A 24,553-nucleotide genomic window follows, 5' to 3' on the forward strand; every position below is an offset into this window, starting at 1 on the left:
CTTCGACAAGCTCAGCCCGAACGGATTCTTGGGAGGGAGATAGAAGGTGGACAACGCCGACTTCTTCATGGGCCTCGCCCAACAGGCACTCTGGATCACGGCGCTCGCAGCAGCGCCGATCCTGATCCCCGCGCTGATCGCGGGCGTCCTCATCGGCATGGTGCAGGCGGCGACCTCCATCAACGAACAGACGCTCAGCTTCATTCCCAAGATCATCGTCGTCGGCGCGATGCTGGTGCTGTTTGGCGGGTCGATCCTGGTCCTGATCGCCGATTTCACCCGAGAAATATTCGAACGCATCCCGGACCTGCTGCAATGATCGCGCCGGGCTTCGCGAATGTGGAAGCGCAGCTCTGGATCTGGCTGATCGCCATGATCCGTCCGGGCGCGGCCTTCATCGCGGCGCCCGTGTTCGGCGCGCCTTCCGTGCCGCTGCCGCTGCGCTTCATCCTTTCCCTCGCGCTTGGCATGGCCGCGCTCAACAGCGTCACGATCCAGTTGCCGCAGGACGGCGTCGCCAGCTTCGCAGGCGTCATGCTGGTCATGGGCGAGGTGCTCGCCGGACTCGCCATGGGGTTCGCGGTGCAGATCGGCTATGCTGCCGCCTTCGTCGCGGGGGAGACGATTGGCAACGCCATGGGCCTCAACTTCGCGGCCATGGTCGATCCCTCCTCGGGCCAGCACACGCAAGCGATCGGTACGTTCCTGTCGATCCTCGCCACCTTCCTGCTGCTCGGCATGGACGGCCACCTGATGCTCGCCAGCTTCGTCGTGCAAAGCTACAAGGCGTTACCGCCGGGTGACGCGATGCTGAGCAATGACGCGGTCTGGCATCTGGTCCAGTTTGGCGGATCGCTGCTTGGCGCAGGCGTCACCGTAGCGCTGCCGGTCGGCTTCGCGCTGATCCTGGTGCAGATCATCATGGGCATGCTCGCCCGCAGCGCGCCGTCGCTTAACCTGTTCGCCGTGGGCATGCCGGTCGCCGTCATGGCTGGCCTGATCCTGCTCGCCATCGCCGCGCCGGTGATGGGCGAGGGGCTTACCGCCGCGCTCAAGGCCGGGCTGGATCAGGCCCAGTCAATATCGGAGGGCCGCTGATATGTCAGGCGGCAATGGCGGCGGCGAAAAGACCGAGAAACCCACCCAAAAGAAACTGCAGGACGCCGCCAAGAAGGGCGACATCCTCCAGTCCAAGGAACTGGCCACTGCGTTGGTGGTGATGGCCGGGATCGGCTGGATTGCGGTCACGGGGCCGTCGGTGGTTGAATCCCTCTCCCAGATGCTGATCGAGGCGCTGCGCTTCCGCCGCGAGGACATTACCGATTTCGCGCCTGCCGCGCGCGGCATGAGTTTGCTCACAGGCATCGCGCTGCCGGTTGGCGGCATATTGCTGGCGACGACGCTCGCGGCGATTGCGGGACCAGCGATCCTGGGCTCGCTCGGCTTCCGCCCCGGCGCCTTCGCGCCGAAGGCGTCGAAGCTCAATCCGGCTGCGGGCCTCAAGCGCATCTTCGGCATGCAGGGCCTCATCGAACTGATGAAGTCGATCGCCAAGGTCGCGCTGCTCGGCTCCATCGGCGTCTGGCTGATCTGGGACCGGCTGACCGCGATCATCGGCCTTGGCTCGTCGGGCCTCGCCCCGGCCATGTCGGAGCTGGGTAACATGTTTATCATGACCTGCCTCGTCATGGCGGGCGGCCTGTTCCTGATTGCGGGCATCGACGTCCCGGCGCAGATCATGCAGCGGTCCAAGCGACTCGGCATGAGCAAGCAGGACATCAAGGACGAGCATAAGGAAAGCGAAGGCTCGCCGGAGCTGAAAGGCCATATCCGCCGCCGCCAGTTTGAGGTGCTGAGCGGATCGACGCGCAAAGCGGTGGCCGAAGCCAGCGTCATCATCACCAACCCGACCCACTTCGCCGTCGCCCTGCGCTACAAGCCGGGGCAGGACGCCGCGCCGGTCGTGGTCGCCAAGGGATGCGACGCGATCGCCGCCGCCATCCGCGAGCTGGCTGACCAGAATGGCGTCACGGTGCTGCAATATCCCGACCTCGCCCGCGCCATCTACTTCACCTCGCGCGCGGGGCAGATCGTCAATGAGGGGCTCTACATGGCGGTCGCGACCGTCCTTGCCTTCGTCTTCCGCGTGGAAAACCGGATGGCCAGCGAGATCGATCGGCCCTTCATCAGCGTGCCCGACGATCTGCGCTTCGACGCCGATGGTCAGAAGCTTTAGAAAAAATCGGCACGGTGAACTAAATCTTAGGCATTGCTGGCCGTAATATATTCATGGGGACGCATTAGGATGGTGCGTCATGAACGAATATGTTTCGCGGAGCGACTTAACGCAGGTTGATCGGGTGTCATCCCCAACGCCTTCGGCCGTGCCCGCAGTCCAGCCGATTGCAGCGCAGCAGGGCGTCGATCCGCATGCGGGCAAGCCCCAAAGCGGCGATCCGCACCCCACTTTGTCCGAAGATGATCTCGCCAGCGCGGCGGAATATGCCAAGGTGCATGCCCGCGTGGCTGACATCCTCGCGCAACTGCGATCGGCCTCGGTCGGACCCACGGTTGAAGGGGCGGAGGCCGAAATTCAATCGCTGCTGCCCGCGCCGATGATCCTGGTGCCCTTGCCGCCTGCATCGAAGGAAGTGGTCGAAAGCGCCGTCACCTTGGGCAAACGCATCGCCGAACAGGCAAGCTATGCCCATGCCGCGCAGGCGCATCTGCGCCGTGGCACGGTGGATCAGCTGCTTTCAATCGACGGTTGAGGAAAGATCGCCGCGCGCGATCTTCCTTCGCCCATGAAAATCATTCCTAAAGGTCTTCATCCTAGAGCCGTTCTCATCCTCGAAAGGACGGACGATGACCTCGGTAAGCAGCAGCATTTCAACAGCGCTCGGCATTGGGTCCGGCATCGACACCGGAGCGCTGGTCACCAGCCTGGTGAGCGCCGCCCGCGACCCGAAGCAAAAGGTCATCACCGATCGCCAGAGCACCAACAATGCAAGGATTTCGGCGCTCGCATCGGCCTCCAGTTCGCTCGACACTTTTGCCAACGCGCTGAACAGTCTGCTCGCCGGAACGGGTTTCGCGGGTTCGCCCGCCTCGAATGATCCCAGCATCGCGGCGGTCAGCCTGCTGCCGGGCGGCGTGCCAAAGCTGCCGGCGCAGCTTCAGGTCCAGCAGCTTGCCTCTGCGCAGACCATCGCGTCCGCGCCCGTTTCCGGCGCAACCGCCGCCACCGTGCTTGGCGCGGGCAGCTTCGCGCTGACAGTGGGCACCGGCGCCGCCGTCCCCATCACGTTGGGTGCCGGAGCGACCTATGCCGATCTTGCCGCCGCGATCAACGCAGCCGGCACAAGCGTCAGCGCCAGCGTCATCACCGACAATCAGGGTACGCGCCTGGTGATGAAGGGCGCCACGGGCGACGCGAACAGCTTTACCTTCACCAACACTTCTTCGCCCGCAAACGCGGCGCTCGACGCCTTCACATGGGATGGCGCGACCGGCGGGATGACGCGTCAGGTTCAGGCCAAGGATTCGATCATCTTTCTGGACGGCGTCGAGCAGCATTACAGCAGCAACACGATCGACACCGCCATCGCCAACCTGCGCATCGACCTGAACAAGGCCGCGCCGGGCACCAACGTCACGCTGGCTACGACCGAGCCGACCACGTCGATGCGTGACCTGATGGTCGAGTTCGTCGACGCCTATAATACGCTGATGAAGGCGCTGAATACCGCCACCGCGGCCGGGGGCAATTCGTCCAGCGCGGGCGCCTTGAACGGCGAGGCATCGATCCGCGACATGAAGCGGCAGCTGTCGCAGATGACGTCGGCCATGCTCGCGCCCACCGGGACCTATACGACGCTGTCGTCCATCGGTGTCAGCACCAATCGCGACGGCACGCTGAAGCTGGACACCGCCGCGCTCGACAAGGCGCTTCTCGCCGACCCCGCCGGAATCACCCAGATGCTGAACCCGGCGGTCAAGTCGGACACGAAGCCTGGCCTCGCCGGTCTGATGGATGGCGTGCGCGACAAGATTCAGCAGACGGACGGGCCGCTGGCCACTGCGAAGAGCAAATATGAAAAGCTGGGCGAGGCGCTGACCGAGCAGCTGGAAAAGCTGAACGACCAGATGACCGACTATCAGGCGCAGCTTTCGAAGGTCTATTCGGAGATGGACAAGCGTCTGGCGGCCTTCAAGGCGACGCAGAACTATCTGGAACAGCAGGTCGCCATGTGGACCAAGAGCGATAATTGATAACAGGGGTCAGGTAAGATGTTCTACTCTCAACAGGGCTATGCAGGCAATCGCGCGGCACGCGGCTATGCGGCCGTGCATTCGGGCAGCCGGATCGAAGGCGCCACGCCCCACGCGCTGGTCAAGGTGCTGTTCGACGAACTGCTGATCGCTCTCGAAGCCACCGCGCTCGCCGAACGCAACAATGACCGCCTGAAGGTTTCCGACAAGCAGGCCCGCGCCATGTCGATCCTGATCGCGCTCGAATCCAGCCTGGATTTCGACAAGGGCGGCGACATCGCCATGGGCCTCGCCCAAATCTACCGCGAAGCGCGCCGCTTGTTGCTGCTCAGCGCCAAGGAACGCTCGGCCGATCATGCAGAGCAGGCCCGCGATATCATAGCGGAGATCGCCGACGCCTGGAACCAGATCGGCTAGGCGCGGTTTCACGGCAGCACTTGCACCACTCCAGCGCCCCTAGTATAGGCAGCGCTCGCAAAGGGCGGCCCGGCGGGGGCCGCCTTTTTGCGTTTTGAGACTTTTTACATCAGCCCCAGCGAAGGGAGGGCCTCCATGTCGATTACGCCGCTCATGCCCGTTTACCCCCGGTGCGACGTCCGCCCGGTGCGAGGCGAGGGCTGCTATCTGATCGGCGAGCGTGGCGAGCGTTACCTCGACTTCGCCAGCGGGATCGCGGTCAACCTGCTTGGCCATGGCCACCCGAAGCTGGTCAAGGCGATCGCGGATCAGGCCGCGACGCTGATGCACACGTCGAACCTCTATGGCATGCCGCTCGGCGAAAAGTTCGCGCAGCGGCTGGTCGATTCGACCTTCGCCGACACGGTCTTCTTCACCAACTCGGGCGCTGAGGCGGTCGAATGCGCGATCAAGACCGCGCGCCGTTACCACTACGCGAATGGCGAAGCGCACCGGCACAAGATCATCAGCTTCGACAACGCATTTCATGGCCGGACGCTGGGCACGATCTCCGCGACCAGTCAGCCCAAGATGCGCGACGGCTTTGAACCGCTGCTGCCCGGCTTCACCGTCGTGCCGTTCAACGATCTGGAAGCTGCCGCCGCTGCGGTCGATGAGAACACCGCCGGTTTCCTCGTCGAAACCGTGCAGGGTGAAGGCGGCGTCACGCCCGCGACCCAAGAGTTCCTCGTCGGCCTGCGCAAGCTGTGCGACGAGAAGGGCATGCTGCTCATCCTGGATGAAGTGCAGTGCGGCTATGCACGCACCGGCACCTTCTTCGCCCATGAGCAATATGGCGTGAACCCCGACATCATGGCCGTCGCCAAGGGCATCGGCGCGGGCTTCCCGCTCGGTGCCTGCCTCGCGACGGAAGAAGCAGCCAAGGGCATGGTGTTCGGCACCCATGGCTCCACCTATGGCGGCAACCCGCTCGCCATGGCGGTGGGCATGGCCGTGCTGGACGAAGTGCTGGGCGAAGGCTTCCTCGACCATGTGAACAGCATCGGCGCGCGCCTGCGTTCGGCGCTGGAGCAGCTCATCCCGAACCACGACATGTTCGAGGATGTGCGCGGCCTTGGCCTGATGCTCGGCGTCAAATTGAAGGACAGCAGCGACGCGCGCGATTTCGTGGCGCATCTGCGCGACGATCACGGGCTGCTGGTGGTGTCGGCGGGACAGAATGTCGTCCGCATCCTGCCGCCGCTCATCATTGACGAAAGCCATGTCGCCGAATGCATCGAAAAGCTGTCCGCTGGCGCCCGCAGTTTCGCGGAGGCACAAGCGGCTTAGACACTAACCACCGTTCGCCCTGAGCCTGTCGAAGAGCTCTCCTTTCTTAAAAAGAGAAGGCTTCGACAGGCTCAGCCCGAACGGGTCGGAGGTTTGCTCCCTATGACCAGACATTTCCTGAATCTCTCCGACGCTGGCGCCAACGCGCTCGCCGCCATGCTGTCCGACGCCATCGATCGGAAAGCCGCGCGCAAGGCCCTGCCAAAGGGGCAAGCCGACGCCGACGCGCCGCTCGCTGGCCATACGCTGGCGATGATCTTCGAAAAGAACAGCACCCGCACCCGCGTCAGTTTCGACATGGCGATCCGCCAGCTCGGCGGCACCTCGCTGATCCTCGATGGCGCGACCAGCCAGCTTGGCCGTGGCGAAACCGTGGCGGACACGGCCCGCGTGCTCAGCCGCATGTGCGACATGATCATGATCCGCACCGATGACCATGCCAAGATCGAGGAAATGGCCCGCTATGCCACCGTCCCTGTGATCAACGGCCTCACCGACCTGTCGCACCCCTGCCAGATCACGGCCGACCTGCTGACCTTGGTCGAACATGGCGTCGCCTTGCCGGGCAGCCAGTGGGCATGGCTGGGCGACGGCAATAATGTCCTCCACTCGATCATCGAGGCGGCGGGCCTGTTCAAGTTCGACCTGCGCATCGCCGTGCCCGAAGGCTATGAGCCCGACCACGCCTTCATCAAGGAGGCGCAGGCTTTGGGCGCTGGCATCACGCTCACCCGCGATCCCGTCGAGGCGGTCGCGGGGGCCGACGCGGTCGTCACCGACACATGGATTTCCATGGGTCAGGCGCATGCCGACGAAAAGCTGAAGGCGATGATGCCCTATCAGGTCACGCAAGACCTGATGGCAAAGGCAAAGCCCAGCGCGAAATTCCTGCACTGCCTGCCTGCCCATCGGGGCGAAGAGGTTGTGCCGGAGGTCATCGACGGCCCGCAGTCGCTGATCTGGGACGAAGCGGAAAACCGCATCCATGCGCAAAAATCCGTGCTGCTCTGGGCGGCGGGCCGTCTTGGTTGAGTTTGCCGAACATGTTCCTATCTAGCTGCGAACCGGCCGGGCGCTGACGCCCGGCCGCCGCTATATTCCCGCCCTGCACCGGGACTAACGGAGCTTGTCTTGAACGCATCCGATATTGATCAGGCCCTGGGCTTCACCATTCCGGCGCGTCACGCGCGCGGGCGCATTCTTCGCCTTGGGCCGGTGCTGGACCAGGTGCTTGCCGCCCACGCCTATCCGCCGCCAGTCGAAAGGCTACTTGCCTCCGCGCTCGTTCTCGCGGCACTGCTCGGCTCGACGCTCAAGGACGCGGGCGGACAACTGACGCTGCAAGCGCATAACGAACATGGTGTCGTCAGCCTGCTCGTCGCCGATTACAAGGGCGGCGAAGTGCGCGGTTACGCCAAATTCGATGCCGATCGGTTGGCGGAGCTGGGGCCTGACCCGACGCTCTTCGGCCTGTTCGGCAAGGGCTATCTCGCCATCACCTTCGACCAGGCGGTGACTGGTGAGCGCTATCAGGGCATCGTCCCGCTCGACGGCGATTCGCTCGCGCAGGCGGCCGAACATTATTTCTTCCAATCCGAACAAATCCCCAGCGTCGTCCAGATCGCCGTGCGTCACGAAGCGGGGCAAGGCTGCTTCGCGGCGGGTATGCTGCTCCAGCATCTGCCCGAAGGCGAAGTAGGCCGCGAACGTCTCCACACGCGGCACGATCATCCCGAATGGGAACATGTTCAGGCGCTGGCTGTCACGCTCAGCGATAATGAACTCACTGACGAAGCACTGCCGCTGACCGATATCGTCTGGCGCCTGTTCCATGAGGAAGAGGTGGTGCGCGTCACTGACCCGGTCGACCTGACCAAGGGCTGCCGCTGCGATCTGGCCCATATCCGCAGCGTGATCGGCCGTTTCCCCACTGAAGAACGTGCCCAAATGGCTGATGAAAACGGGGTCATTGGGGTAGATTGCGCCTTTTGTTCGCGTCTGTTTCCAGTTTCGCTGGACAGTTTCGCGCAAGGCTGACACGAATTTATTGCGATTTCGGAACAGGTTGGGGCGCTAGCGGGGGCTGGCGCTATCAACCCGCCGGATTTGGGTGCATGAAGGCCGTGCCGCCATGCACGCGGCGAGCCGCTCCGGAGTTCGGGATGAAATACGGGGGCTATCGAATGACGTCAGGTCTGCACGTCTTGAGCGCGGCTATTGCGATACTGATCGCTGCATCGCCGGTCGGGTCGCAGGCGCTTTCCGAACCGCCGCTAAGGGGCCTGGAACCGGGCGAATGGGAATTGCGCGAACGGCCGGAGGAAGGCGGGAAGGGCGATATACGCCGCATCTGCCTTGCCGATATTCGCCAGTTGATCCAGCTTCGCCATGGCCGCAACAACTGCAAAAGGCTGACGATCGACGAAAGCGCCAAACGGCTGACGGTCAGCTATGATTGCGCGGGTGCAGGGGGCGGGCGCACCGATCTGCGCTTCGAAACGTCCCGGCTGGTACAGATCCACTCTCAGGGGATTGCGGGCGGCGCGCCCTTTTCCTTCAGCATGGAAGGACGGCGCATCGGCGCCTGCCATTGACCGCACCGCTTGCGCCAGCGCGCCTGTGGCGGTAGCGGAGCGCCCATGATTGCCAATGATGGGAAAATCGCTGTCGTCCTGCTGTCGGGCGGGTTGGATTCGATGGTCGTGGGCGGCCTCGCGCGTGAGGCGGGCTATGAACTGGTCGCGCTGACGATTGATTATAATCAGCGGCATCGCGTCGAATTGAACGCGGCCGCGCGCATCGCCGCTGTTCTTGGGGTTCGTCGGCATATCGTCCTTCCGCTCGATCTCACCGCCTTTGGCGGATCGGCGCTGACCGCGGATATCGCGGTGCCCAAGGACGGGGTGGGACCGGGCATTCCCAACACCTATGTGCCCGCGCGCAACACCATCTTCCTGTCGCTGACGCTTGGCCTTGCCGAAGTGTCGGGCGCGAACGACATCTTCATCGGCGTCAACGCGCTCGACTATTCGGGTTATCCCGATTGCCGTCCCGAGTTCATCGACGCCTTCCAGAACATGGCGGCGCTCGCGACCAAGGCGGGGGTGGAAGGGCATCCCGTGCGGATCAACGCGCCGCTTCAGCATATGAGCAAGGCCGACATCGCGCGAGAGGCGAACCGGCTGGGGCTGGATGCCGGGATGAGCTGGTCCTGCTACGATCCCGCGCCGGGTGATCAGCATTGCGGGCTTTGCGACAGCTGCCGCCTTCGCGCCAGGGGTTTTGAGGAAGCGGGCCTGCCCGATCCAACCCGCTACGCAGCCAAGCCATAAAGGACAGGCGGATGAGCTATGCCGTCAAGGAGATGTTCCTGACGCTTCAGGGCGAAGGCGTCCATAGTGGCCGCCGCGCCGTCTTCCTGCGCTTTGCCGGGTGCAACCTCTGGACCGGCCGTGAAGAGGATCGGCGCAAGGCCGTGTGCCAGTTTTGCGACACCGATTTCGTCGGCACCGACGGTGACGGCGGCGGCAAATTCGCCGATGCACAGGCGCTCGCCGACGCGGCGCTCGCCTTCTGGGGGACGGGCGAAGAAGGCCGCTACATCGTGATGACGGGCGGGGAGCCCATGTTGCAGGTCGATGACGCCCTGATCGACGCGCTCCACGCCCATGGCTTCACCATCGCCATCGAAAGCAATGGCACGATCGCGGCACATCCCGGCATCGATTGGGTCTGCATCAGCCCGAAGGCGGGCAGCGACGTCGTGCAACGCAGCGGCAATGAACTGAAACTGGTCTGGCCGCAGCCGGGCAGGGGCCACAGCATCGCCGATGTGGAGGCGATGGAAGGCTGGGCTTTCGATAACCTGCTGATCCAACCGCTCGACAGCGCGGCGGCGGCGGCGAACATGCAGGCGGCGATCGATCTGGTCATGGCGCGGCCGATATGGCGGCTAAGCCTTCAATCACATAAATATCTGGGGCTGCGCTGAGGAGCATTTGCCCTCAAGTCCCAAACCCAACACCGTTCGCGCTGAGCCTGTCGAAGCCCTTCTCTTCTTTTTAAGAAGTAGAGCCCTTCGACAAGCTCAGGGCGAACGGGGTGGGGTGATCCCAGATAACAGACCGTCGCTCGATCCGCTGATCTTGGTTCGCAACATCCTATCCTACCAGGACCCTGGAAGCGGAGCCCCTTACGACCCCGCTCATCCCACCTTACTTAGCCGCCACCTTCTGCTCATAAGCCACCTGGCATTCCGGCCGCAGCTTGTCCTTCTTCCAGCATTTCTTGTCGAACGAGGGCAGGGTCAGCGCGTAACTGCGCCCCGGATCGCCGTAAAATTGCTCACCCGCCAGCACCAGCGACTTCTTGATCGACCCCAGCCCCGTGCGCGCCACTTCATGCAGCGAGCCGCGATTGGCGAAGATCGCCTGCCGTCCGACCTGACCCGCCGCCTGGCAGAAGCCGCGCTGCGCCTGTACCGTCGAATAGCCCGAATAGATGCGCGTGCCATATTTGTCGGACGCGGCCTGACCAGGCTTGCCCTTGCCAACGGTGCGCTGGAAATAGCCGAGCAGGACGGACTGCGCCGAGTCCATCTCCGCGTCATGATGCGCGATCATCGCATTATAGTTGCTGATCGACAGCAGCGTCGGTTCGAACTGGCACTGAAGCGCTGCGACGTTGAGCGCCGCGCGCAGGTTCCAGACCAGACCCGCGCGGACCTCCTCCGCCGTGGCGCCGGGCAGGCCGAGCGCGGTCGCCGCGTCCGCGTCCGTCAGCGGCGGGCTGGAAAAGTTGGGCGGCGACCAGAAAAACTGGGCTGCGGCCGGTTGAGCCAACAGCGGCGCGGCGGCAATCATCAACCCGGCACAGACCCGGCGCAGCGTGGAACAGGATGTCATGACTTCCCCTTTAAGAATGGCGGCCTTTATGAATGACGATCGGGCAGGGCTTTATGATATGCCTTGCGCCCGGCGCCTGTATTGCGCCTGAACGTCTTGCTCCGTCTATTGATCCGACAGTATCTCTGCCTCGCCCTGCGTCGCGTTGGCGGCGGCAGGTTCCGGCTGAGGCGCGGCAGCGGCGCTGTTATTCCCTCCGGCCGAGGGCAGGGCCGCCGATGGCGCTTCGCTCTGCACCCCGTCCAGGTCCGTCATGGCGTCGGTGGTCGTGCCATCGACAACCTCCAGATCCTTCATCTGAACCGTGTTGCTCGCCTTGTCGTCCTTGCCGCACGCCGCCAGCGCGGTGCAGCCGGTCAGCAGCAAGGCGGTAAAGATCATCCTCGCTTTGCAGCGCATCCGGGTCTCCCAAACATGTGATGCCCGGCGGCCCCCACCCGGCGAAGGCGCAGACCCTAGCCGCCCGATCCGCATTGCTCAACCCCCGCGCCACAGCGCCGCAACCGGCCCAGAAAGGCAGGGAAATGCGCCTTCAAAGCCGCATCCAGATCGGCCATCGAGGCATTCTTGCCCAGCGCCGCGATGCTGGTGACGGGATATTCCGCAAGCCCGCACGGCACGATGCCGCCAAAATGGGACAGGTCGGGGTCCACATTGATCGAAAAGCCATGCAGCGTCACCCACCGCCGCACCCGGATGCCTAATGCGCCGATCTTCGCCTCGCGCCCGTCAAGGTCATCGGTCCAGATGCCGATCCGCCCCTCCGCCCGCCGCGCCACGATGCCAAGGTCGCCCAGCGCATCGATCATCCAGCCTTCCAGATGATGGACGAAATTCCGCACATCCTTGCCCCGTTCCCGCAGGTCGAGATTGAGATAGCCGATCCGCTGCCCCGGCCCATGATAGGTATAGCGCCCGCCGCGCCCCGCATCATGCACCGGAAAGCGCGGGTCGATCAGCTCGGCCGGATCGGCGCTCGTCCCCGCCGTATAAAGCGGCGGATGTTCGAGCAGCCACACCCGCTCGCCCGCCTCACCGTCAAAGATCGCCGCCGCCCGCGCCTCCATGTCGGCGAGCGCGTGCGGATAGTCCACCGGAGCGGAATCGACCCGCCATTCGATCTGGTCGGCCACGGCAGGCGAAGGGGAAGAGGATGACATGGCACTTCCTTGACTTGAGCGAGGGGAGCGATCAAGTCTCCTCCCCGATTTTAAGTACGGGAAAAGGCGAAGATATGGCGGCGATGTCGATCGGCAAGGCATGGGAAGAAGCGGTCGCCTTCGTCGCGCGCGAACGTAGCCTGCTCTTCCCCGTCGCCTTGCTCTTCGTCGCGCTGCCCGGCCTTATCCTTCAGGAGATGACGCCGCCCGAACTCGCCAGCTGGACGATGGAAAAGGGCGCCATGCCCGACATCCCGCCCAGTTTCATCCTGTCCACGCTGATCGGCGTCATCATCATCTGGTTCGGATCGCTCGCCCTGTTCGCACTGGCGTTGCGGCCGGGGATCAGCGTCGGCGAAGCGCTGCGGCTCAGCCTCTCCCGCCTGCCCGTGCTACTGGGCACCGCCCTTGTCGTCATCGGCGTGCTGCTTGGCATAGCCATCGTGGGCATGATCGTCGTCGTCGCCTTCTCCATGGTGGCAAAGCCGGTTGCCGCAGCCCTCGCCGCGTTGCTGGTGGCCGCTGGCGGCGCCGTCATGCTCTTCGCCAGCGTGCGGCTTATGCTGCTCAATCCCGTAGTGATCGACGGCCATGAAGGCGTCATGGCCTCGCTCCGGCATAGCTGGGCGCTGACACGCGGCCATTTCTGGCGGCTGCTCGGCTTCATCCTGGTGCTGACGCTGCTCTCGGCCATCGTGGGGTCGGCCGCGCAAGTCATCTTCGGCCTGTTCGGTCGCCTGATCGCCGGAGCGGAAGGGGCGCGGCTCGTCGGCGGCGTCGCAGCGGCCGTCGTCTCGACGGTGGTGCAGGTCTACATGCTCGTCATGCTCGCCCGGCTCTATCGTCAGGCAGAGGCGCGCTGACCCAGCATCGGCACATGCGGCGCCGCATCGGGGCTCAATAAACCGGCCAGCCGAGGATCAGCGAAAACCTCAACCTCCCGCTTATAGGGCACAAATCCCGCCCGCTGATAGAAGCTGAGCGCCCCCGGACTGTCCAGCGTGCAGCTATGCACCCAGAAACGGCGCACCTCCTTGCGCCATGCCAGCGATTTCGCCTGCGCCATCAGCCATGCGCCAAACCCCTTGCCGGTCAGCTCGGGTATAAGCCCAAGGAAGCTCAACTCGCAGTCCGGCAGCGCCCGGAAATCCAGCTCCAGCAATCCCACTTCCACGCCGCGCGGATCGGTCACCGCAAAGATCTGCACCGCCGGATCATGGATGATCGCCGTCAATTCCGCGTCACTCATGACAAGGCGTGAGAACCAGAGCCACGGCTCCCCCACACGCCGGAACAGCGCGCGATAGGCGTCCAGCGCTGGCGCCTTCCACGGCACCAGCCGCAACGGAGCGGGCGGGATCGGCGCAGGCCGGGGACGTTCGACCATCTCCAGATAGGTCACGATCGTCGCAATCTGATCATTGGCGACCGGCGTCAGCGGCATGGAAGTCAGCTCCAGCTCGCCATCGGCGGCAGGCTCATCAGGATCGCGTCGACATTGCCCCCGGTCTTCAGCCCGAACAGCGTGCCCCGGTCATGCACCAGGTTGAACTCTGCATAACGGCCACGCCATTCCAGCATCTGGGCATAATCCTCCTCGCTCCAGCTTTCGCCCATCCGCCGCCGGACAATCGGGGGAAAGGCCTTCAGGAACGCTTCGCCCACCGACCGGGTATAGGCGAAATTCGCGTCGAAACCCGCATCATCCTCGCACTCCAGATGGTCGTAGAAAATGCCGCCGACGCCGCGATGGACGCCCCGATGGGGTATGAAGAAATACTCGTCGGCCCACGCCTTGAAGCGGGGATAATAGTCCGCATCATGCGCGTCGCACGCGTCCTTGAACGCGGCATGGAAGCTCGCCGTGTCCTCATCCCGTGGCAGGGGAGGGTTAAGGTCCGCGCCACCGCCAAACCAGCTTTTGGACGTGATCAGATAGCGCGTGTTCATATGCACGGCTGGCACATGCGGGTTGGCCATATGCGCGACCAGGCTGATCCCGGTTGCGAAAAAGGCCGGATTTTCCCCCGCGCCATGGATGGTTTTGGCAAAATCCGGCGCGAACTCGCCCGAGACGGTCGAGACATTGACCCCGACCTTCTCGAATATCTTGCCCTTCATGACCCCGCGCACACCGCCGCCGCCTTCGCCCGGTGTCAGGCCGGGCGCTTCGCGGTCCCACGGCGTATAGACGAAGCCTGCCTCGCTGCCCGCCTCGCGCTCGATCGCTTCGAATTCCGCGCAGATGCGGTCGCGCAGCGATTCGAACCAGTTGCGGGCGGCTTGCTGTTTTGGGTCGAGAGAAAGGGTCATTGCGGAAATTGTCCAGTCTGGCGTAGGGCTTCGGCAACCGCGATGCCCGTGGAAACGGCAATGTTCAAGGACCGGAAGCCCGCAGCCATGGGGATTCGGACGCGCAGGTCGGCCATGTCCCGCACCGCGTCGGGTACGCCCGCGCCTTCCGATCCCATCAGCAGCACGTCATTCCGGTCAAAACGCACCTCCGGCAGGGGCTGTGAAGCATGGCTGCTCATCAGCACCAGGCGACGGCCCTCCGCACGCCGGACCTCGTCAAATGCCTCGAAATTGGCGTGCCGGGTCACCTCCGCCGCCGCGCCATAATCCATCGCGGCGCGTTTCAACTTGGCGTCGGAAAAGGCGAATCCCATCGGCATGATGATGTCCACGGGCACGGAAAAACAGGCGGCCAGCCGTAATATGGCGCCGACATTCCCGGCAATCTCGGGTTGGTAAAGAGCAATACGCATGGCCCGCGCATAAAGCAGCGGGGCAAATTGTCATAGCCATCGCCAAATTGCTGTTGGCAAAGAAGCCGCAGTGGGTCTATCAGGCCCCCGAACCACGCCAGGGGGAAAGGCGAGGCCCATTTCCGTGGGCGGCGCTACTCTCTCGATAATCAGGGCCGGTGACGGCAATGTGGCGGGTAACAGGGACGTCTTTGCAAGGGTTGAGGTGCATGGCGAGCGTTGAACATACGGACAGCCAAGGTCTATCCGGCGAAGGTGGAGTGCGTCGTCGCGACTTCATCAATATCGCCGCAGTAAGCTTCGCGGGGGTCGGGGCTGTCGCCGTCGTCATTCCGCTCGTGGATCAGATGAACCCCAGCGCGGACGTGCTGGCGCTCGCTTCGACTGAGGTGGACATCTCGTCGATCCAGCCGGGCCAGGCGATCAAGACGACCTTCCGCTCGCAGCCGCTTTTCGTTCGTCACCTGACGGACAAGGAAATCGCGGAAGCCGACAAGGTGGACGTATCCAGCCTGCGCGACCCGCAGACGCTGGAACAGCGCACCGTGGATGGCAAGAAGCAGTGGCTGATCACCATGGGCGTCTGCACCCATCTGGGCTGCGTGCCGCTGGGCGCGGGCGAGGGCGAGAATCGCGGTGAGTTCGGCGGCTATTTCTGCCCCTGCCACGGTTCGTCCTACGACACCGCGGCCCGCATCCGCAAAGGCCCCGCGCCCAAGAACCTGGAAGTGCCGAAGTTCAGCTTCACTTCCGACACTGCCATTCTCGTAGGCTGAGGTAAGAAACCATGAGCTTTCCCTGGGCTGAGCATTATACTCCCAAGCATCCCGCGATGCAGTGGATCGACGAGAAGCTGCCGCTTCCGCGCCTCGTCTACAACGCGATCGGCGCCGGTTATCCGGTGCCTCGCAACCTCAACTATTTCTGGAACTTCGGTGTTCTGGCTGGCCTCGCGCTGGTGATCCAGATCGTCACCGGCGTGATCATGGCGATGCATTATGGCGCCAACACGCTGGTCGCATTCAGCACCGTTGAACAGACGATGCGCGACGTGAACGCGGGCTGGCTGATGCGCTATGCGCATGCCAACGGCGCCAGCTTCTTCTTCATCGTCGTCTATCTCCATATCTTCCGCGGCCTTTTCTACGGTTCCTATAAGGCGCCGCGTGAAATGGTCTGGCTGCTCGGCATCGTCATCTTCCTTCTGATGATGGCGACCGCCTTCATGGGCTATGTGCTTCCCTGGGGGCAGATGTCCTATTGGGGCGCCAAGGTGATCACCGGCCTGTTCGGCGCGATCCCGGTCGTGGGTGAACCGATCCAGACATGGCTGCTCGGCGGCTTTGCTCCTGGCAATGCGTCGCTCAACCGCTTCTTCTCGCTGCACTTCCTGCTGCCCTTCGTGATCGCTGCGGTCATCATCCTGCACATCTGGGCGCTGCACATTCCGGGTTCGTCGAACCCGACCGGTGTGGAAGTGAAGGGGCCGCAGGACACCGTTCCGTTCCATCCTTACTACACGGCGAAGGACGGCTTCGGGGCTGGCGTGTTCCTGATCCTCTTCGCGATCCTGTTGTTCTTCGCGCCGAACTATCTCGGCCACCCGGACAACTATATCGAAGCGAACCCGCTTTCGACGCCTGCGCACATCGTTCCGGAATGGTATTTCTGGCCCTTCTACGCGATCCTGCGCGCTTTCACGGTCGACTTCTTCTTCGTACCTGCAAAGCTGCTGGGCGTGCTGGCGATGTTCAGCTCGATCCTGATGCTCTTCTTCCTGCCCTGGCTGGATACCTCGCCGGTGCGTTCGGGCAATTATCGCCCGACCTTCAAGAAGTTCTTCTGGATTCTGATCGTTGACGTGCTGATCCTGGGCTATTGCGGCGGTGCACCTGCTGCCGAACCCTATGTGATGATCTCGCAGATTGCGGGCGCCTATTATTTCGCCCACTTCCTGATCATCCTGCCGCTGATCTCGCGCTTTGAACGGCCGCTGCCGCTGCCGGGCTCGATCACGGAATCGGTGCTCAACCGCTATAACATCAAGGGCGAACAGGATGCGCTTCCCGGCATGGGCGCGGATCCGCAGCCGTCGAACGCCGGCTAATAGGGGACAAGATCAACATGGTTCGCATCGGCGCATTTCTCGTCGGCCTCTTCTTTGCTGGCTGGCTGCTGATCTCCTTCCTTGTGGGCGCTGTGGCCTATGTTTCCGAACCGCCCGCTGCGACGGTGGAGCATGAATTCCACAAGCATCCCAAGGAAGTGGACTTCTCCTTCAACGGCCCGTTCGGCAAGTTCGACCAGGCGCAGCTGCAGCGCGGCTTCCAGGTGTTCAAGGAAGTCTGCTCGGCCTGCCACAGCCTGAAGTTCGTCGCTTTCCGCGACCTCAAGGGCATTGGCTATAACGAAGCGGAGATCAAGGCGATCGCCAAGCAGTGGGCGATCAAGACGCCTGACGTCGATCCCAAGACGGGTGAGGCTTCGACCCGCGAGCCGGTTCCGGCTGATTACTTCCCCAAGCCCTTCGCCAACAATGTTGCGGCGGCTGCGGCAAACAACAATGCGATCCCGCCAGATCTGTCGCTGATGACCAAGGCGCGTCATGACGGATCGGCTTATGTCTATTCGCTGCTGACCGGGTTCCAGAACCAGCCGGCCGAATTGCTCAAGCACTTCCCGGATGCCAAGACGCCGCAGGGGCTGCACTACAACCCCTATTTCGCTAACCTGAACCTCGCCATGGCGCCCCCGCTGACGGCCGATGGTCAGGTGACCTATGGCGACGGCACCAAGGCGACGGTTGACCAGATGGCGCAGGACGTTTCGGCCTTCCTGACCTGGACCGCCGAACCCAAGCTTGAGAACCGCCGCCGCGCGGGGCTGGCGACCATCGTCTTCCTGCTGATCGCAACGGCGCTGGCCTACATGTCCTACCAGAATATCTGGGCCGACAAGAAAAAGGCCGCCTGACCGCCACTTGGCCAAGGGAATGGATAGGAAGGGGGCGCGGCGTCATCACGACACCGCGCCCCTTTTTCATTGGGAGTTTGCATGGATATCGATGAACTCGCCGCGCTGGTCCGGACCATTCCCGACTTTCCAAAGCCCGGCATCCTGTTCCGCGACATCACGACTTTGCTCGCCGACGCTGAAGGCTTCTCGGCGCTTGTCAGCGGGCTTGCCGCGATCGCGCGTCCGCTCGACGCTGACATAGTGGTCGGGATCGAGGCGCGCGGTTTCGTGCTTGGATCGGCACTTGCCCATGCGCTCGGTCTCGGCTTCGTTCCGATCCGCAAGTCGGGCAAGCTACCCGGCAAGACCGTCGGCATAGATTATGTGCTGGAATATGGCACCGACCGCCTCGAATTGCATGAAGGACAGATAGGGCAGGGTGCCCGCGTCCTGTTGGTCGATGACCTCATCGCCACAGGCGGCACCGCTCTCGCCGCCGCGCAGCTCCTCCGCGAACAAGGCGCCACCTTGCTCCTGGCCATCTTCGCCATCGACCTCCCGGACCTCGGCGGCCGCTCCGCCCTCGAAGCCGACGGCATCGCCACCGCCGCCCTCCTCAAATTCCCCGGCAATTAACGGTTTCCTTCATGCATTTCCCCCACCAACCAAAGTGCGAAACAATCGCCGGAAAACGCATCCTCTTCCTAATGGCGATCGAGGATGAATACGGCCCACATCTGCGTTCCCGCTTCACGCCACTAATGACCGGCGTCGGCCCCATCGAAGCCGCGATCACAACCAGCCTGGCGCTGCAGCACCTTCACCAGCGGGACGCTCTACCCGATCTCGCCGTCTCGCTGGGATCAGCCGGGTCCCGCACCTGTCAGTTGGGAGAAGTTTATCAAGTCGCCAGCGTTTCCTGGCGAGACATGGACGCTTCCCGCCTTGGTTTCGCAAAGGGAGTGACTCCGTTCATAGATCACCCCGTCAATCTACCGCTGCACGCACCTCTCGACATTCCCGCGGCGCGCCTCTCAACCGGCGCGAATATCGTGGGCGGCGAGGAATATGCGCGGATAGACGCCGAGATGGTCGACATGGAAAGCTTCGCAATCGCGCGCGCCTGCCAGCGCTTCGCTGTCCCGCTGATGGGCCTGCGCGGTATATCCGATGGACCTGGCGAACTGAACGACATGCTGGGCTGGACGAAGCTCCTCGCGCTCCTGGATGAGCGACTATCCCACGCCGTCGATATGCTCGTCGCCCACCTGGACTCTCAACAAAGCGGGCTCTGAATAGAGGAGGTGCCGGGCCAAGCGTGGTTTCTCTGTGGAAGCAGAGCCGCACCCGCAGCTCTGCCCCTTTGTCACCCAGCCCTCTGCAACGTCAGTTCTTCTGCTGCGCGGCAAGCTGCTTCGCGCGCGTGGCGGCCGCATCGGCGGCAGTCACTATATTGTCCTTGTCATCATCCTGCTCGGCGAACGCACGCGCACCCGAAGCGTCATATTCCGCCCGGCTCATCTTGGCGTTCTTGTCCTTGTCCAGCACGCCGAAGCGCACCTTTGCCTGACGCATCTGCCGCTGCCGCTCTTCTGCCTTTTTTTCGTCGCTGAGGTCCGATGCTGCCAGTTGCTGCTCAAGCCGGGCGTGATATTCGCCGACATATTCGTCTTCTGACAACCACCCGTCGCCATTGGCATCCGTCGCCTTGAACCGGGCCGTTCGACCGGCGTCGAACTCGGCGCGAGTGACCTGCCCGTCGTGATCGGCATCATAATCGTGGATGAAGACCGATCCTTCGTGCGGAGCGGCAAACGCCGTACCAGACATGGCGAGCACAGCGGTGGTCAGGGAAAGGCGAAGCTGCATAATATATCCTCTAGTTGAAAACAGGGTCAGGCCGCGTCGAAGGCCAAGGTATAGGTGTAGCTGCGATAGGGCGTTTCCGACTCCGCGGGAGCGGCGGCGCGATGGCGTACAAGTATAAGATAGGTGCCAGCGTCTTGCGGTTTCAGGACGAAGTGGCCGTCCGGACCGCTCTTCACCTGAGCAGCCACCTTGCGCCCGTCATAAAGGCCAGCGCTGCGGAACAGGCTGATATCCGCGCCGCCCAGCGGCTTGCCATCGAAGAGCAGCGTGAAGCTCGCATCCGTTCGTGCGACGATCGCATTGGGATGGGACATGGCCTGAATTTCCAGGGCCTTGCCAGTCGGCTTCAGCGCCGCCTGGGTAGGCTGGCCGCGTGTGACATAGGCTTCGGCCAACGTCATGCTCTGCACATCGACCTCCGCACTGCCAGCGGGCGGCTCGCTCCCCTCACCGCGCATTTTCCAGTCGTTCCCGGCCTTGAACATCTTGCCCTTGCGTCCGGCGCGAAGGCCGCTCGTCACCCGGTAAGTCCCGTCCGAAGTGATCGCCGCTTCGAACATGCTGATGTCGCGCAAATGCGTGACGGGTCCGGCCGCCAATTCTTTCCCGTCCGGCCCGACCAGATGGAAGGGCGCGTCACGCATGGCGACTTCAGGTAAAAAGGCGTCCTCGGCGAATGCGGACTGAACGGTGACATGATCCGCCTTGCCCAGGTCGAACTGCGTGGGCAGCACATAAGGCATATGAGCCTGGGCCGCCGAAGCGCCCGTGATCATCGCCAGCCATGCGGCAGAGTGAAGTCGCGACAATTTCATGAAAATCCCCTTTCCATTTCCCAATATATCTAATGCGACGCACTTGCAATATCATTAATTGTTGATAAGTCCGGCGCCGTTCGGGACCGCCCGTGTCCCGTTGAGATGCCGAAGGGGGTAAGATGAAGATGAAGCTTTTGATGGGTGCCATGCTGATCGCCGCGCCCGCTGAGCTTTGGGCGCAGCAGGAAGCCGAGGCGCCAGAAACGACGCGCATGACTTTGGATCGCATGGTCATATCCGCGGGGGCGGAAAAGGTGGCGATCGATACGCCTCAAGCGGTCAGCACGCTGGATCAGGAAGATATTGATCAAACGCAGGCGATGACGATCGGCGACCTACTGGAAGACATGCCGGGCGTGAATGTACAGGGCGGCGTCGGCCAGCTGGGGCAGGGCTTCAACATTCGCGGCATGGGTACGGCCGTGGGCGATTCCGATAATCGGATACTGCTCAATGTCGATGGCGTCACCAAATTCTACGAACAATATCGTATGGGCGCGCTGTTTAGCGAGCCCGAGCTTTACAAGCGCGTCGAAGTCCTGCGCGGCCCGGCCTCCTCGACCCTTTATGGAGCTGGTGCGCTGGCGGGCGTCGTCAATTTCACGACAAAGGATGCGTCCGATTTCCTGACCGGCGACGACCCGCTCGCCGTCCGCCTGAAGGCCGCGACAGACACCAACGCGCAGGCTCATACCTTGTCGGGCATCGTCGCCGCGCAGCCGGTTGAGGGCGTCGAACTGCTGGGCAGCTATAATTACCGTCGCAGCGATGATTTCAGGAGCGGCAATGGGGACATCGTCGCTGCATCCGCAACACTATCGGACAGTTGGCTGGCAAAGGGCCGCGTTTCCATCGGCGGCAATCGGAACCACGCCATCTGGGCAAGCTATCAGGATTGGATCAGTGACGCGCCGCAGGTCTACGACCAGGTTTCGGTCGCCACCGGAAACAGCCTGATGCGTCGCCGGGTTCACGATAAGACGGCTGTGCTCGGCTATGTGAACGACTTCGACGGCAGCAAAATCCTCAATGTCGAGGCGCAGATCGCCTATTCGCTGTCAAAGGTGCGCCAGACTGAAACGACCTTCCTTGGACCCCTGGCCTATTCCGACTTTTCCTACGAAAGCTGGCAGGGAAAGCTGCAGAATAGCAGCCGTTTCGACATGGGCGGCGACTGGACCGCCTTTCTCATCGTCGGTGGCCAATGGAGCAGGCAGGAGCGGCGTAATCCGCGCGTGGCGCTGAATGGCACGGTGACCCCGGGCGCGGGCACCCATCCGGAAGGTGACATGAGCCGTTATGGGCTGTTCAGCCAGTTGGAGATAATTTGGTCCGACAAGCTGACCATCATGCCCGGCGTTCGCATCGACTGGACCGACCTTAAGCCTGGTTACACGGTCGTCGCGGGCACCACTTTGACGCAGCGGGTCAAGGACAGCGGTGTCTCTCCCAAGCTTGCCGCATTGTACAATATCACCCCATGGTTCGGCCTGTTCGGATCTGCGGCACGCACGGTGCGCATGCCCAATGTGGATGAGGTCTTCACGCGATCCGCGACGCGGCCCAACAACCCGGATCTGCGCCCGGAAAAGTCCGACAATTATGAGGTCGGCTTCACCCTGTCCTTCGATGATGCGTTGGGACGGGGAGACCGGTTCCGCGCGAAGACCACGCTGTTCCAGAACGATGTGAAAGACCTGATCGTCAACGTGGCCGCCCCGGCGGGAACGCCCTATTTCCAGAACATCAACCGCTCGCGGTTCAAGGGGCTGGAGATAGAAGCCGAATATGGCGTCGGCGGCTTCTTCGCGCGGGCCAATGCGTCCTTTATCGACGGTAAGGACCGGCTGACCGGCAACTATCTCAACACCATTCCGGCCAATGATTATCGCCTGACGCTGGGCTACGCCGATTCGGCAACGGGTCTTTCGGGCGGTTGGACCGGCGAATTCGCCGAACGACAGGACAAGGTGACGACGGGCATCTTTTCTTCTGCCGGATCGGGCTTGCCAACCCCAGGCTATAGTGTCCACAATCTCTTCTTCGCGTTCAAGCCGCGCAGCGGCGCGGCGAAGGGATTCGAGTTCCGTGTCGCCGTGGATAATCTGTTCGACAAGCAATATCGCCGCCACCTGTCCGCCCTGGCGGCGGAAGGGCAGAGCTTCAAGTTCAGCGTAGCGAACACATTCTGACGATGATGGCGCGGGCGGTTCCATCCTTCCGCATCAGCGGTCCGGCGGCGGCTTCCATGCTGGTAAACGGATTGCTGATCGCGGCGCTGCTGAACCTGGGAATGGGGCAGGCGGCGCGACGACAGGAATCGCCTGCGCTGACGGTTCTCTCCCTGGCGCAGTTGAAGGGGGTTGAAGAAGGGGCGGAGGAAACGGAGCCAGCTGCCGCAAGCCCACCTCGACCCGCGGGGCCGAGGCCTGAGGTCCGACCGCCACTCTTCGCCGCCATGGTGCAACCGTTTGGGATGGATCAGTCACCGGCGCCGGTCCTGGTGCCGATCGGATCGGTTGCGCCGGTCGCAACCCCAACGATCGCGTCATCGCAGACATCCAGCGCTGAGAGCGCCGCGACCGTCCTGACCCCATCATCGCCTCCCCGGCGCGGCGCGGCAGATGGTGCGGCTATCAAGGCGCCGTCTGGCACAAGCCGGAGCTACGCCGCGAAGGTTCGGTCCTGGCTCTATGCTCATAAAGTCTATCCACGCCGCGCGCGTATGCGTCGTGAGGAAGGGCAAGTGCAGGTTCGATTCGTCCTCGATCGCGCGGGGATCTTGCTCGAAGGCGCGGTTATCAGGGGATCGGGCAATCCCGTCCTGGATGAGGAGGCGAGAGCAATGCTGCAGCGCGCGTCTCCCTATCCTCGGGCACCCGCAGAGCTGCCGGGCGAACGAATCGAGTTCAGCGCCCCGATCGAGTTCATACTGCCCGCGTGAAGGCGCCTGTCGTGCCGCTTTTCCTATCGCAGCTATGCGCAAGAGGCATAGGTCGGCGCGATCTTAAGCGGTTGTGCCGCGCGCATATTGCTTTTCATATGGCGCAAACGGATGCCAAGCCACCGGTGATCGAGCGGGAAGGGGAAGACATGGATCTGCACCTTAAAGGAAAGACGGTCGTCATCACTGGCGGAACCCGTGGCATCGGCCGGGCGACAGCCGAGCTTTTCGCGGCCGAAGGCGCGAAGGTCGCGATCTGTGCGCGCAATGCCGATCATGTCGCGGCCGTCCTCAAAAAGCTTGAGGCGTACGGCGTTCCAGCCTTCGGCGCTCCGGTCGATATCACCGATGGCGCGGCTCTGCGGGCATTTATCCACCAGGCCGCCGAGGCATTGGACGGCATCGACATCTATATCGCGAACGCCAGCAGCATCGCTTCCGGCAATGGGGAAGCGGACTGGCGACGGGCATTCGAATCGGACGTCATGGGCGCGATTGCCGCCGCTGAGGTGGTGATCCCCCATCTGGAGGCCGCGGCCGCCGCCAAGGGCGATGCTTCATTCCTGACCATATCTTCGATGGCGTCCACCCAAGTCGGAGCACCTGACGCCTACTCGGCGATGAAGGCCGCACTGACAAACCTGACAAAGGGATTCGCACGCCAATATGCGCCGAAAAAGGTCCGGTTCAACACCATCTCCCCAGGTATGATCTATGCCGAAGACGGCAGCGTCGGCCGCCTGCGCGCAGAACAACCTGATTATTTCAACGCTATGCTGGCACTACATCCCACCGGCCGAATGGGAGTACCCGACGAAGTCGCCGCGACGGCCCTCTTCCTGTCCAGCCCCCGGTCGAGCTTCACCACCGGCGCGAATTTTGTGATCGACGGTTCAATGTTCACCCGTGTGAATTATTAGCAGGGTGGTGGTGTTGGAGGCGGTCAGGATCAAATTTGCGACCCCTGCGATGTCAAGGCAGTGGCAGATACCTATTTTATTGTTATAAATCAACGTTATAAGATGATAACGCGGCGATTCTGCCCCAAATTTGCCCAGCTCGGCTGTAAGATCAAATCGTCCCAAAACGTCACCTTCATTTGCCACAATTTGGGGTT

The 24,553-nt window shown here is 62.8% G+C and carries 29 protein-coding genes; 21 read left to right on the top strand and 8 right to left on the bottom strand.

Going from position 1 to position 24,553, the window contains the following annotated elements; genetic code table 11:
- The first annotated feature begins 46 nt into the window (after positions 1-46).
- The 12 genes from fliQ (at position 47) to queE (ending at position 10,009) form a co-directional block, all read left to right on the top strand.
- Positions 47-319, top strand: a complete 273-nt coding sequence (gene fliQ, locus AC6JBC_RS04325) for a flagellar biosynthesis protein FliQ (RefSeq protein WP_066527003.1) — start codon at positions 47-49, stop codon at positions 317-319.
- Positions 316-1,098 carry a flagellar biosynthetic protein FliR gene (gene fliR, locus AC6JBC_RS04330; protein ID WP_498025579.1) on the top strand — a complete coding sequence of 261 codons (783 nt, stop codon included), beginning with the start codon at positions 316-318 and terminating at the stop codon, positions 1,096-1,098. Before fliQ ends, fliR begins: the two co-directional genes overlap by 4 nt.
- 1 nt (position 1,099) lies before the next feature.
- A complete protein-coding gene (gene flhB / locus AC6JBC_RS04335; protein ID WP_498025581.1) occupies positions 1,100-2,236 on the top strand; it encodes a flagellar type III secretion system protein FlhB in 1,137 nt (378 codons plus the stop codon).
- 79 nt (positions 2,237-2,315) lie between these two features.
- Positions 2,316-2,771: a hypothetical protein gene (locus tag AC6JBC_RS04340; RefSeq protein ID WP_498025582.1), complete on the top strand. Its 456-nt coding sequence runs from the start codon at positions 2,316-2,318 to the stop codon at positions 2,769-2,771.
- A gap of 94 nt (positions 2,772-2,865) precedes the next feature.
- Complete coding sequence (gene fliD / locus AC6JBC_RS04345) at positions 2,866-4,272, top strand: flagellar filament capping protein FliD (RefSeq protein ID WP_498025583.1); 1,407 nt, start codon at positions 2,866-2,868, stop codon at positions 4,270-4,272.
- Between the two features lie 18 nt (positions 4,273-4,290).
- A complete protein-coding gene (locus AC6JBC_RS04350; RefSeq protein WP_196224308.1) occupies positions 4,291-4,689 on the top strand; it encodes a flagellar export chaperone FliS in 399 nt (132 codons plus the stop codon).
- 135 nt (positions 4,690-4,824) lie between these two features.
- Positions 4,825-6,018: an aspartate aminotransferase family protein gene (locus tag AC6JBC_RS04355; protein WP_498025585.1), complete on the top strand. Its 1,194-nt coding sequence runs from the start codon at positions 4,825-4,827 to the stop codon at positions 6,016-6,018.
- Positions 6,019-6,120: 102 nt separating this feature from the next.
- Complete coding sequence (gene argF, locus AC6JBC_RS04360; protein WP_498025587.1) at positions 6,121-7,050, top strand: ornithine carbamoyltransferase; 930 nt, start codon at positions 6,121-6,123, stop codon at positions 7,048-7,050.
- Between the two features lie 99 nt (positions 7,051-7,149).
- Positions 7,150-8,055 carry an Hsp33 family molecular chaperone HslO gene (gene hslO, locus AC6JBC_RS04365; protein ID WP_498025588.1) on the top strand — a complete coding sequence of 302 codons (906 nt, stop codon included), beginning with the start codon at positions 7,150-7,152 and terminating at the stop codon, positions 8,053-8,055.
- A gap of 146 nt (positions 8,056-8,201) precedes the next feature.
- Entirely contained in the window at positions 8,202-8,612 is a 411-nt protein-coding gene (locus tag AC6JBC_RS04370) for a DUF3617 domain-containing protein (protein ID WP_498025589.1), read from the top strand.
- A gap of 45 nt (positions 8,613-8,657) precedes the next feature.
- A complete protein-coding gene (gene queC, locus AC6JBC_RS04375) occupies positions 8,658-9,350 on the top strand; it encodes a 7-cyano-7-deazaguanine synthase QueC (protein WP_498025591.1) in 693 nt (230 codons plus the stop codon).
- Positions 9,351-9,361: 11 nt separating this feature from the next.
- A complete protein-coding gene (gene queE / locus AC6JBC_RS04380) occupies positions 9,362-10,009 on the top strand; it encodes a 7-carboxy-7-deazaguanine synthase (RefSeq protein WP_498025593.1) in 648 nt (215 codons plus the stop codon).
- A gap of 223 nt (positions 10,010-10,232) precedes the next feature.
- On the opposite strand, the gene AC6JBC_RS04385 is transcribed toward queE, so the two are convergent.
- From AC6JBC_RS04385 to lipB, 3 genes are all read right to left on the bottom strand, one after another.
- Complete coding sequence (locus tag AC6JBC_RS04385; RefSeq protein ID WP_498025594.1) at positions 10,233-10,922, bottom strand: hypothetical protein; 690 nt, start codon at positions 10,920-10,922, stop codon at positions 10,233-10,235.
- Between the two features lie 105 nt (positions 10,923-11,027).
- Complete coding sequence (locus tag AC6JBC_RS04390) at positions 11,028-11,303, bottom strand: hypothetical protein (RefSeq protein ID WP_498025595.1); 276 nt, start codon at positions 11,301-11,303, stop codon at positions 11,028-11,030.
- A gap of 74 nt (positions 11,304-11,377) precedes the next feature.
- Positions 11,378-12,082: a lipoyl(octanoyl) transferase LipB gene (lipB, locus tag AC6JBC_RS04395; RefSeq protein WP_498025596.1), complete on the bottom strand. Its 705-nt coding sequence runs from the start codon at positions 12,080-12,082 to the stop codon at positions 11,378-11,380.
- Between the two features lie 74 nt (positions 12,083-12,156).
- On the opposite strand from lipB, the gene AC6JBC_RS04400 reads away from it, so the two are divergent.
- The gene (locus AC6JBC_RS04400; protein ID WP_498025598.1) at positions 12,157-12,945 is read left to right on the top strand and encodes a DUF7847 domain-containing protein; all 789 of its coding nucleotides are present in this window, start codon (positions 12,157-12,159) and stop codon (positions 12,943-12,945) included.
- On the opposite strand, the gene AC6JBC_RS04405 is transcribed toward AC6JBC_RS04400, so the two are convergent.
- From AC6JBC_RS04405 to AC6JBC_RS04415, 3 genes are read right to left on the bottom strand one after another with little or no spacing between them, the layout of a single operon-like run.
- A complete protein-coding gene (locus tag AC6JBC_RS04405; RefSeq protein ID WP_498025599.1) occupies positions 12,927-13,526 on the bottom strand; it encodes a GNAT family N-acetyltransferase in 600 nt (199 codons plus the stop codon). The two genes, AC6JBC_RS04400 and AC6JBC_RS04405, sit on opposite strands and share 19 nt — an antisense overlap.
- A 5-nt stretch (positions 13,527-13,531) precedes the next feature.
- Positions 13,532-14,395 carry an oxygen-dependent coproporphyrinogen oxidase gene (hemF, locus tag AC6JBC_RS04410; RefSeq protein ID WP_498025601.1) on the bottom strand — a complete coding sequence of 288 codons (864 nt, stop codon included), beginning with the start codon at positions 14,393-14,395 and terminating at the stop codon, positions 13,532-13,534.
- Positions 14,392-14,850: a tRNA (cytidine(34)-2'-O)-methyltransferase gene (locus AC6JBC_RS04415; protein WP_498025603.1), complete on the bottom strand. Its 459-nt coding sequence runs from the start codon at positions 14,848-14,850 to the stop codon at positions 14,392-14,394. Before AC6JBC_RS04415 ends, hemF begins: the two co-directional genes overlap by 4 nt.
- A gap of 209 nt (positions 14,851-15,059) precedes the next feature.
- Here AC6JBC_RS04415 and petA point away from each other — a divergent pair, with 209 nt between their 5' ends.
- The 5 genes from petA to AC6JBC_RS04440 all read left to right on the top strand — a co-directional run bounded on the left by petA (position 15,060) and on the right by AC6JBC_RS04440 (position 19,100).
- Entirely contained in the window at positions 15,060-15,626 is a 567-nt protein-coding gene (petA, locus tag AC6JBC_RS04420) for a ubiquinol-cytochrome c reductase iron-sulfur subunit (RefSeq protein ID WP_464787241.1), read from the top strand.
- 11 nt (positions 15,627-15,637) lie between these two features.
- Entirely contained in the window at positions 15,638-16,957 is a 1,320-nt protein-coding gene (locus AC6JBC_RS04425; RefSeq protein WP_449473786.1) for a cytochrome b, read from the top strand.
- Positions 16,958-16,974: 17 nt separating this feature from the next.
- Positions 16,975-17,823 carry a cytochrome c1 gene (locus AC6JBC_RS04430; protein WP_464787239.1) on the top strand — a complete coding sequence of 283 codons (849 nt, stop codon included), beginning with the start codon at positions 16,975-16,977 and terminating at the stop codon, positions 17,821-17,823.
- Between the two features lie 81 nt (positions 17,824-17,904).
- The gene (locus tag AC6JBC_RS04435) at positions 17,905-18,441 is read left to right on the top strand and encodes an adenine phosphoribosyltransferase (protein WP_498025605.1); all 537 of its coding nucleotides are present in this window, start codon (positions 17,905-17,907) and stop codon (positions 18,439-18,441) included.
- A 71-nt stretch (positions 18,442-18,512) separates the two neighbouring features.
- Entirely contained in the window at positions 18,513-19,100 is a 588-nt protein-coding gene (locus AC6JBC_RS04440; RefSeq protein ID WP_498025606.1) for a 5'-methylthioadenosine/S-adenosylhomocysteine nucleosidase, read from the top strand.
- Positions 19,101-19,191: 91 nt separating this feature from the next.
- Here the strand turns inward: AC6JBC_RS04440 and AC6JBC_RS04445 are convergent, their stop codons facing one another.
- Both AC6JBC_RS04445 and AC6JBC_RS04450 read right to left on the bottom strand, forming a co-directional pair.
- Positions 19,192-19,674, bottom strand: a complete 483-nt coding sequence (locus tag AC6JBC_RS04445; RefSeq protein WP_498025607.1) for an EF-hand domain-containing protein — start codon at positions 19,672-19,674, stop codon at positions 19,192-19,194.
- A 26-nt stretch (positions 19,675-19,700) separates the two neighbouring features.
- Positions 19,701-20,489 (bottom strand): DUF4198 domain-containing protein, encoded by a 789-nt coding sequence (locus AC6JBC_RS04450; protein WP_498025608.1) that lies wholly within the window; start codon positions 20,487-20,489, stop codon positions 19,701-19,703.
- A gap of 122 nt (positions 20,490-20,611) precedes the next feature.
- On the opposite strand from AC6JBC_RS04450, the gene AC6JBC_RS04455 reads away from it, so the two are divergent.
- The 3 genes from AC6JBC_RS04455 (at position 20,612) to AC6JBC_RS04465 (ending at position 24,356) form a co-directional block, all read left to right on the top strand.
- Complete coding sequence (locus AC6JBC_RS04455) at positions 20,612-22,684, top strand: TonB-dependent receptor domain-containing protein (protein WP_498025609.1); 2,073 nt, start codon at positions 20,612-20,614, stop codon at positions 22,682-22,684.
- Between the two features lie 2 nt (positions 22,685-22,686).
- A complete protein-coding gene (locus AC6JBC_RS04460) occupies positions 22,687-23,436 on the top strand; it encodes an energy transducer TonB (RefSeq protein WP_498025610.1) in 750 nt (249 codons plus the stop codon).
- Between the two features lie 98 nt (positions 23,437-23,534).
- Complete coding sequence (locus tag AC6JBC_RS04465; protein ID WP_498025611.1) at positions 23,535-24,356, top strand: SDR family NAD(P)-dependent oxidoreductase; 822 nt, start codon at positions 23,535-23,537, stop codon at positions 24,354-24,356.
- Positions 24,357-24,553: the final 197 nt, after the last annotated feature.

This window comes from Sphingobium sp. RC1, from assembly GCF_059738765.1.

Coding starts and splice junctions, on each gene's coding strand:
- fliR (WP_498025579.1), top strand. CDS start 316: ATGATCGCGCCGGGCTTCGCGAATGTGGAAGCGCAGCTCTGGATCTGG.
- flhB (WP_498025581.1), top strand. CDS start 1,100: ATGTCAGGCGGCAATGGCGGCGGCGAAAAGACCGAGAAACCCACCCAA.
- AC6JBC_RS04340 (WP_498025582.1), top strand. CDS start 2,316: ATGAACGAATATGTTTCGCGGAGCGACTTAACGCAGGTTGATCGGGTG.
- fliD (WP_498025583.1), top strand. CDS start 2,866: ATGACCTCGGTAAGCAGCAGCATTTCAACAGCGCTCGGCATTGGGTCC.
- AC6JBC_RS04350 (WP_196224308.1), top strand. CDS start 4,291: ATGTTCTACTCTCAACAGGGCTATGCAGGCAATCGCGCGGCACGCGGC.
- AC6JBC_RS04355 (WP_498025585.1), top strand. CDS start 4,825: ATGTCGATTACGCCGCTCATGCCCGTTTACCCCCGGTGCGACGTCCGC.
- argF (WP_498025587.1), top strand. CDS start 6,121: ATGACCAGACATTTCCTGAATCTCTCCGACGCTGGCGCCAACGCGCTC.
- AC6JBC_RS04370 (WP_498025589.1), top strand. CDS start 8,202: ATGACGTCAGGTCTGCACGTCTTGAGCGCGGCTATTGCGATACTGATC.
- queC (WP_498025591.1), top strand. CDS start 8,658: ATGATTGCCAATGATGGGAAAATCGCTGTCGTCCTGCTGTCGGGCGGG.
- queE (WP_498025593.1), top strand. CDS start 9,362: ATGAGCTATGCCGTCAAGGAGATGTTCCTGACGCTTCAGGGCGAAGGC.
- AC6JBC_RS04385 (WP_498025594.1), bottom strand. CDS start 10,922: ATGACATCCTGTTCCACGCTGCGCCGGGTCTGTGCCGGGTTGATGATT.
- AC6JBC_RS04390 (WP_498025595.1), bottom strand. CDS start 11,303: ATGATCTTTACCGCCTTGCTGCTGACCGGCTGCACCGCGCTGGCGGCG.
- lipB (WP_498025596.1), bottom strand. CDS start 12,082: ATGTCATCCTCTTCCCCTTCGCCTGCCGTGGCCGACCAGATCGAATGG.
- AC6JBC_RS04400 (WP_498025598.1), top strand. CDS start 12,157: ATGGCGGCGATGTCGATCGGCAAGGCATGGGAAGAAGCGGTCGCCTTC.
- AC6JBC_RS04405 (WP_498025599.1), bottom strand. CDS start 13,526: ATGCCGCTGACGCCGGTCGCCAATGATCAGATTGCGACGATCGTGACC.
- hemF (WP_498025601.1), bottom strand. CDS start 14,395: ATGACCCTTTCTCTCGACCCAAAACAGCAAGCCGCCCGCAACTGGTTC.
- AC6JBC_RS04415 (WP_498025603.1), bottom strand. CDS start 14,850: ATGCGTATTGCTCTTTACCAACCCGAGATTGCCGGGAATGTCGGCGCC.
- petA (WP_464787241.1), top strand. CDS start 15,060: ATGGCGAGCGTTGAACATACGGACAGCCAAGGTCTATCCGGCGAAGGT.
- AC6JBC_RS04425 (WP_449473786.1), top strand. CDS start 15,638: ATGAGCTTTCCCTGGGCTGAGCATTATACTCCCAAGCATCCCGCGATG.
- AC6JBC_RS04430 (WP_464787239.1), top strand. CDS start 16,975: ATGGTTCGCATCGGCGCATTTCTCGTCGGCCTCTTCTTTGCTGGCTGG.
- AC6JBC_RS04435 (WP_498025605.1), top strand. CDS start 17,905: ATGGATATCGATGAACTCGCCGCGCTGGTCCGGACCATTCCCGACTTT.
- AC6JBC_RS04440 (WP_498025606.1), top strand. CDS start 18,513: ATGGCGATCGAGGATGAATACGGCCCACATCTGCGTTCCCGCTTCACG.
- AC6JBC_RS04445 (WP_498025607.1), bottom strand. CDS start 19,674: ATGCAGCTTCGCCTTTCCCTGACCACCGCTGTGCTCGCCATGTCTGGT.
- AC6JBC_RS04450 (WP_498025608.1), bottom strand. CDS start 20,489: ATGAAATTGTCGCGACTTCACTCTGCCGCATGGCTGGCGATGATCACG.
- AC6JBC_RS04455 (WP_498025609.1), top strand. CDS start 20,612: ATGAAGATGAAGCTTTTGATGGGTGCCATGCTGATCGCCGCGCCCGCT.
- AC6JBC_RS04460 (WP_498025610.1), top strand. CDS start 22,687: ATGATGGCGCGGGCGGTTCCATCCTTCCGCATCAGCGGTCCGGCGGCG.
- AC6JBC_RS04465 (WP_498025611.1), top strand. CDS start 23,535: ATGGCGCAAACGGATGCCAAGCCACCGGTGATCGAGCGGGAAGGGGAA.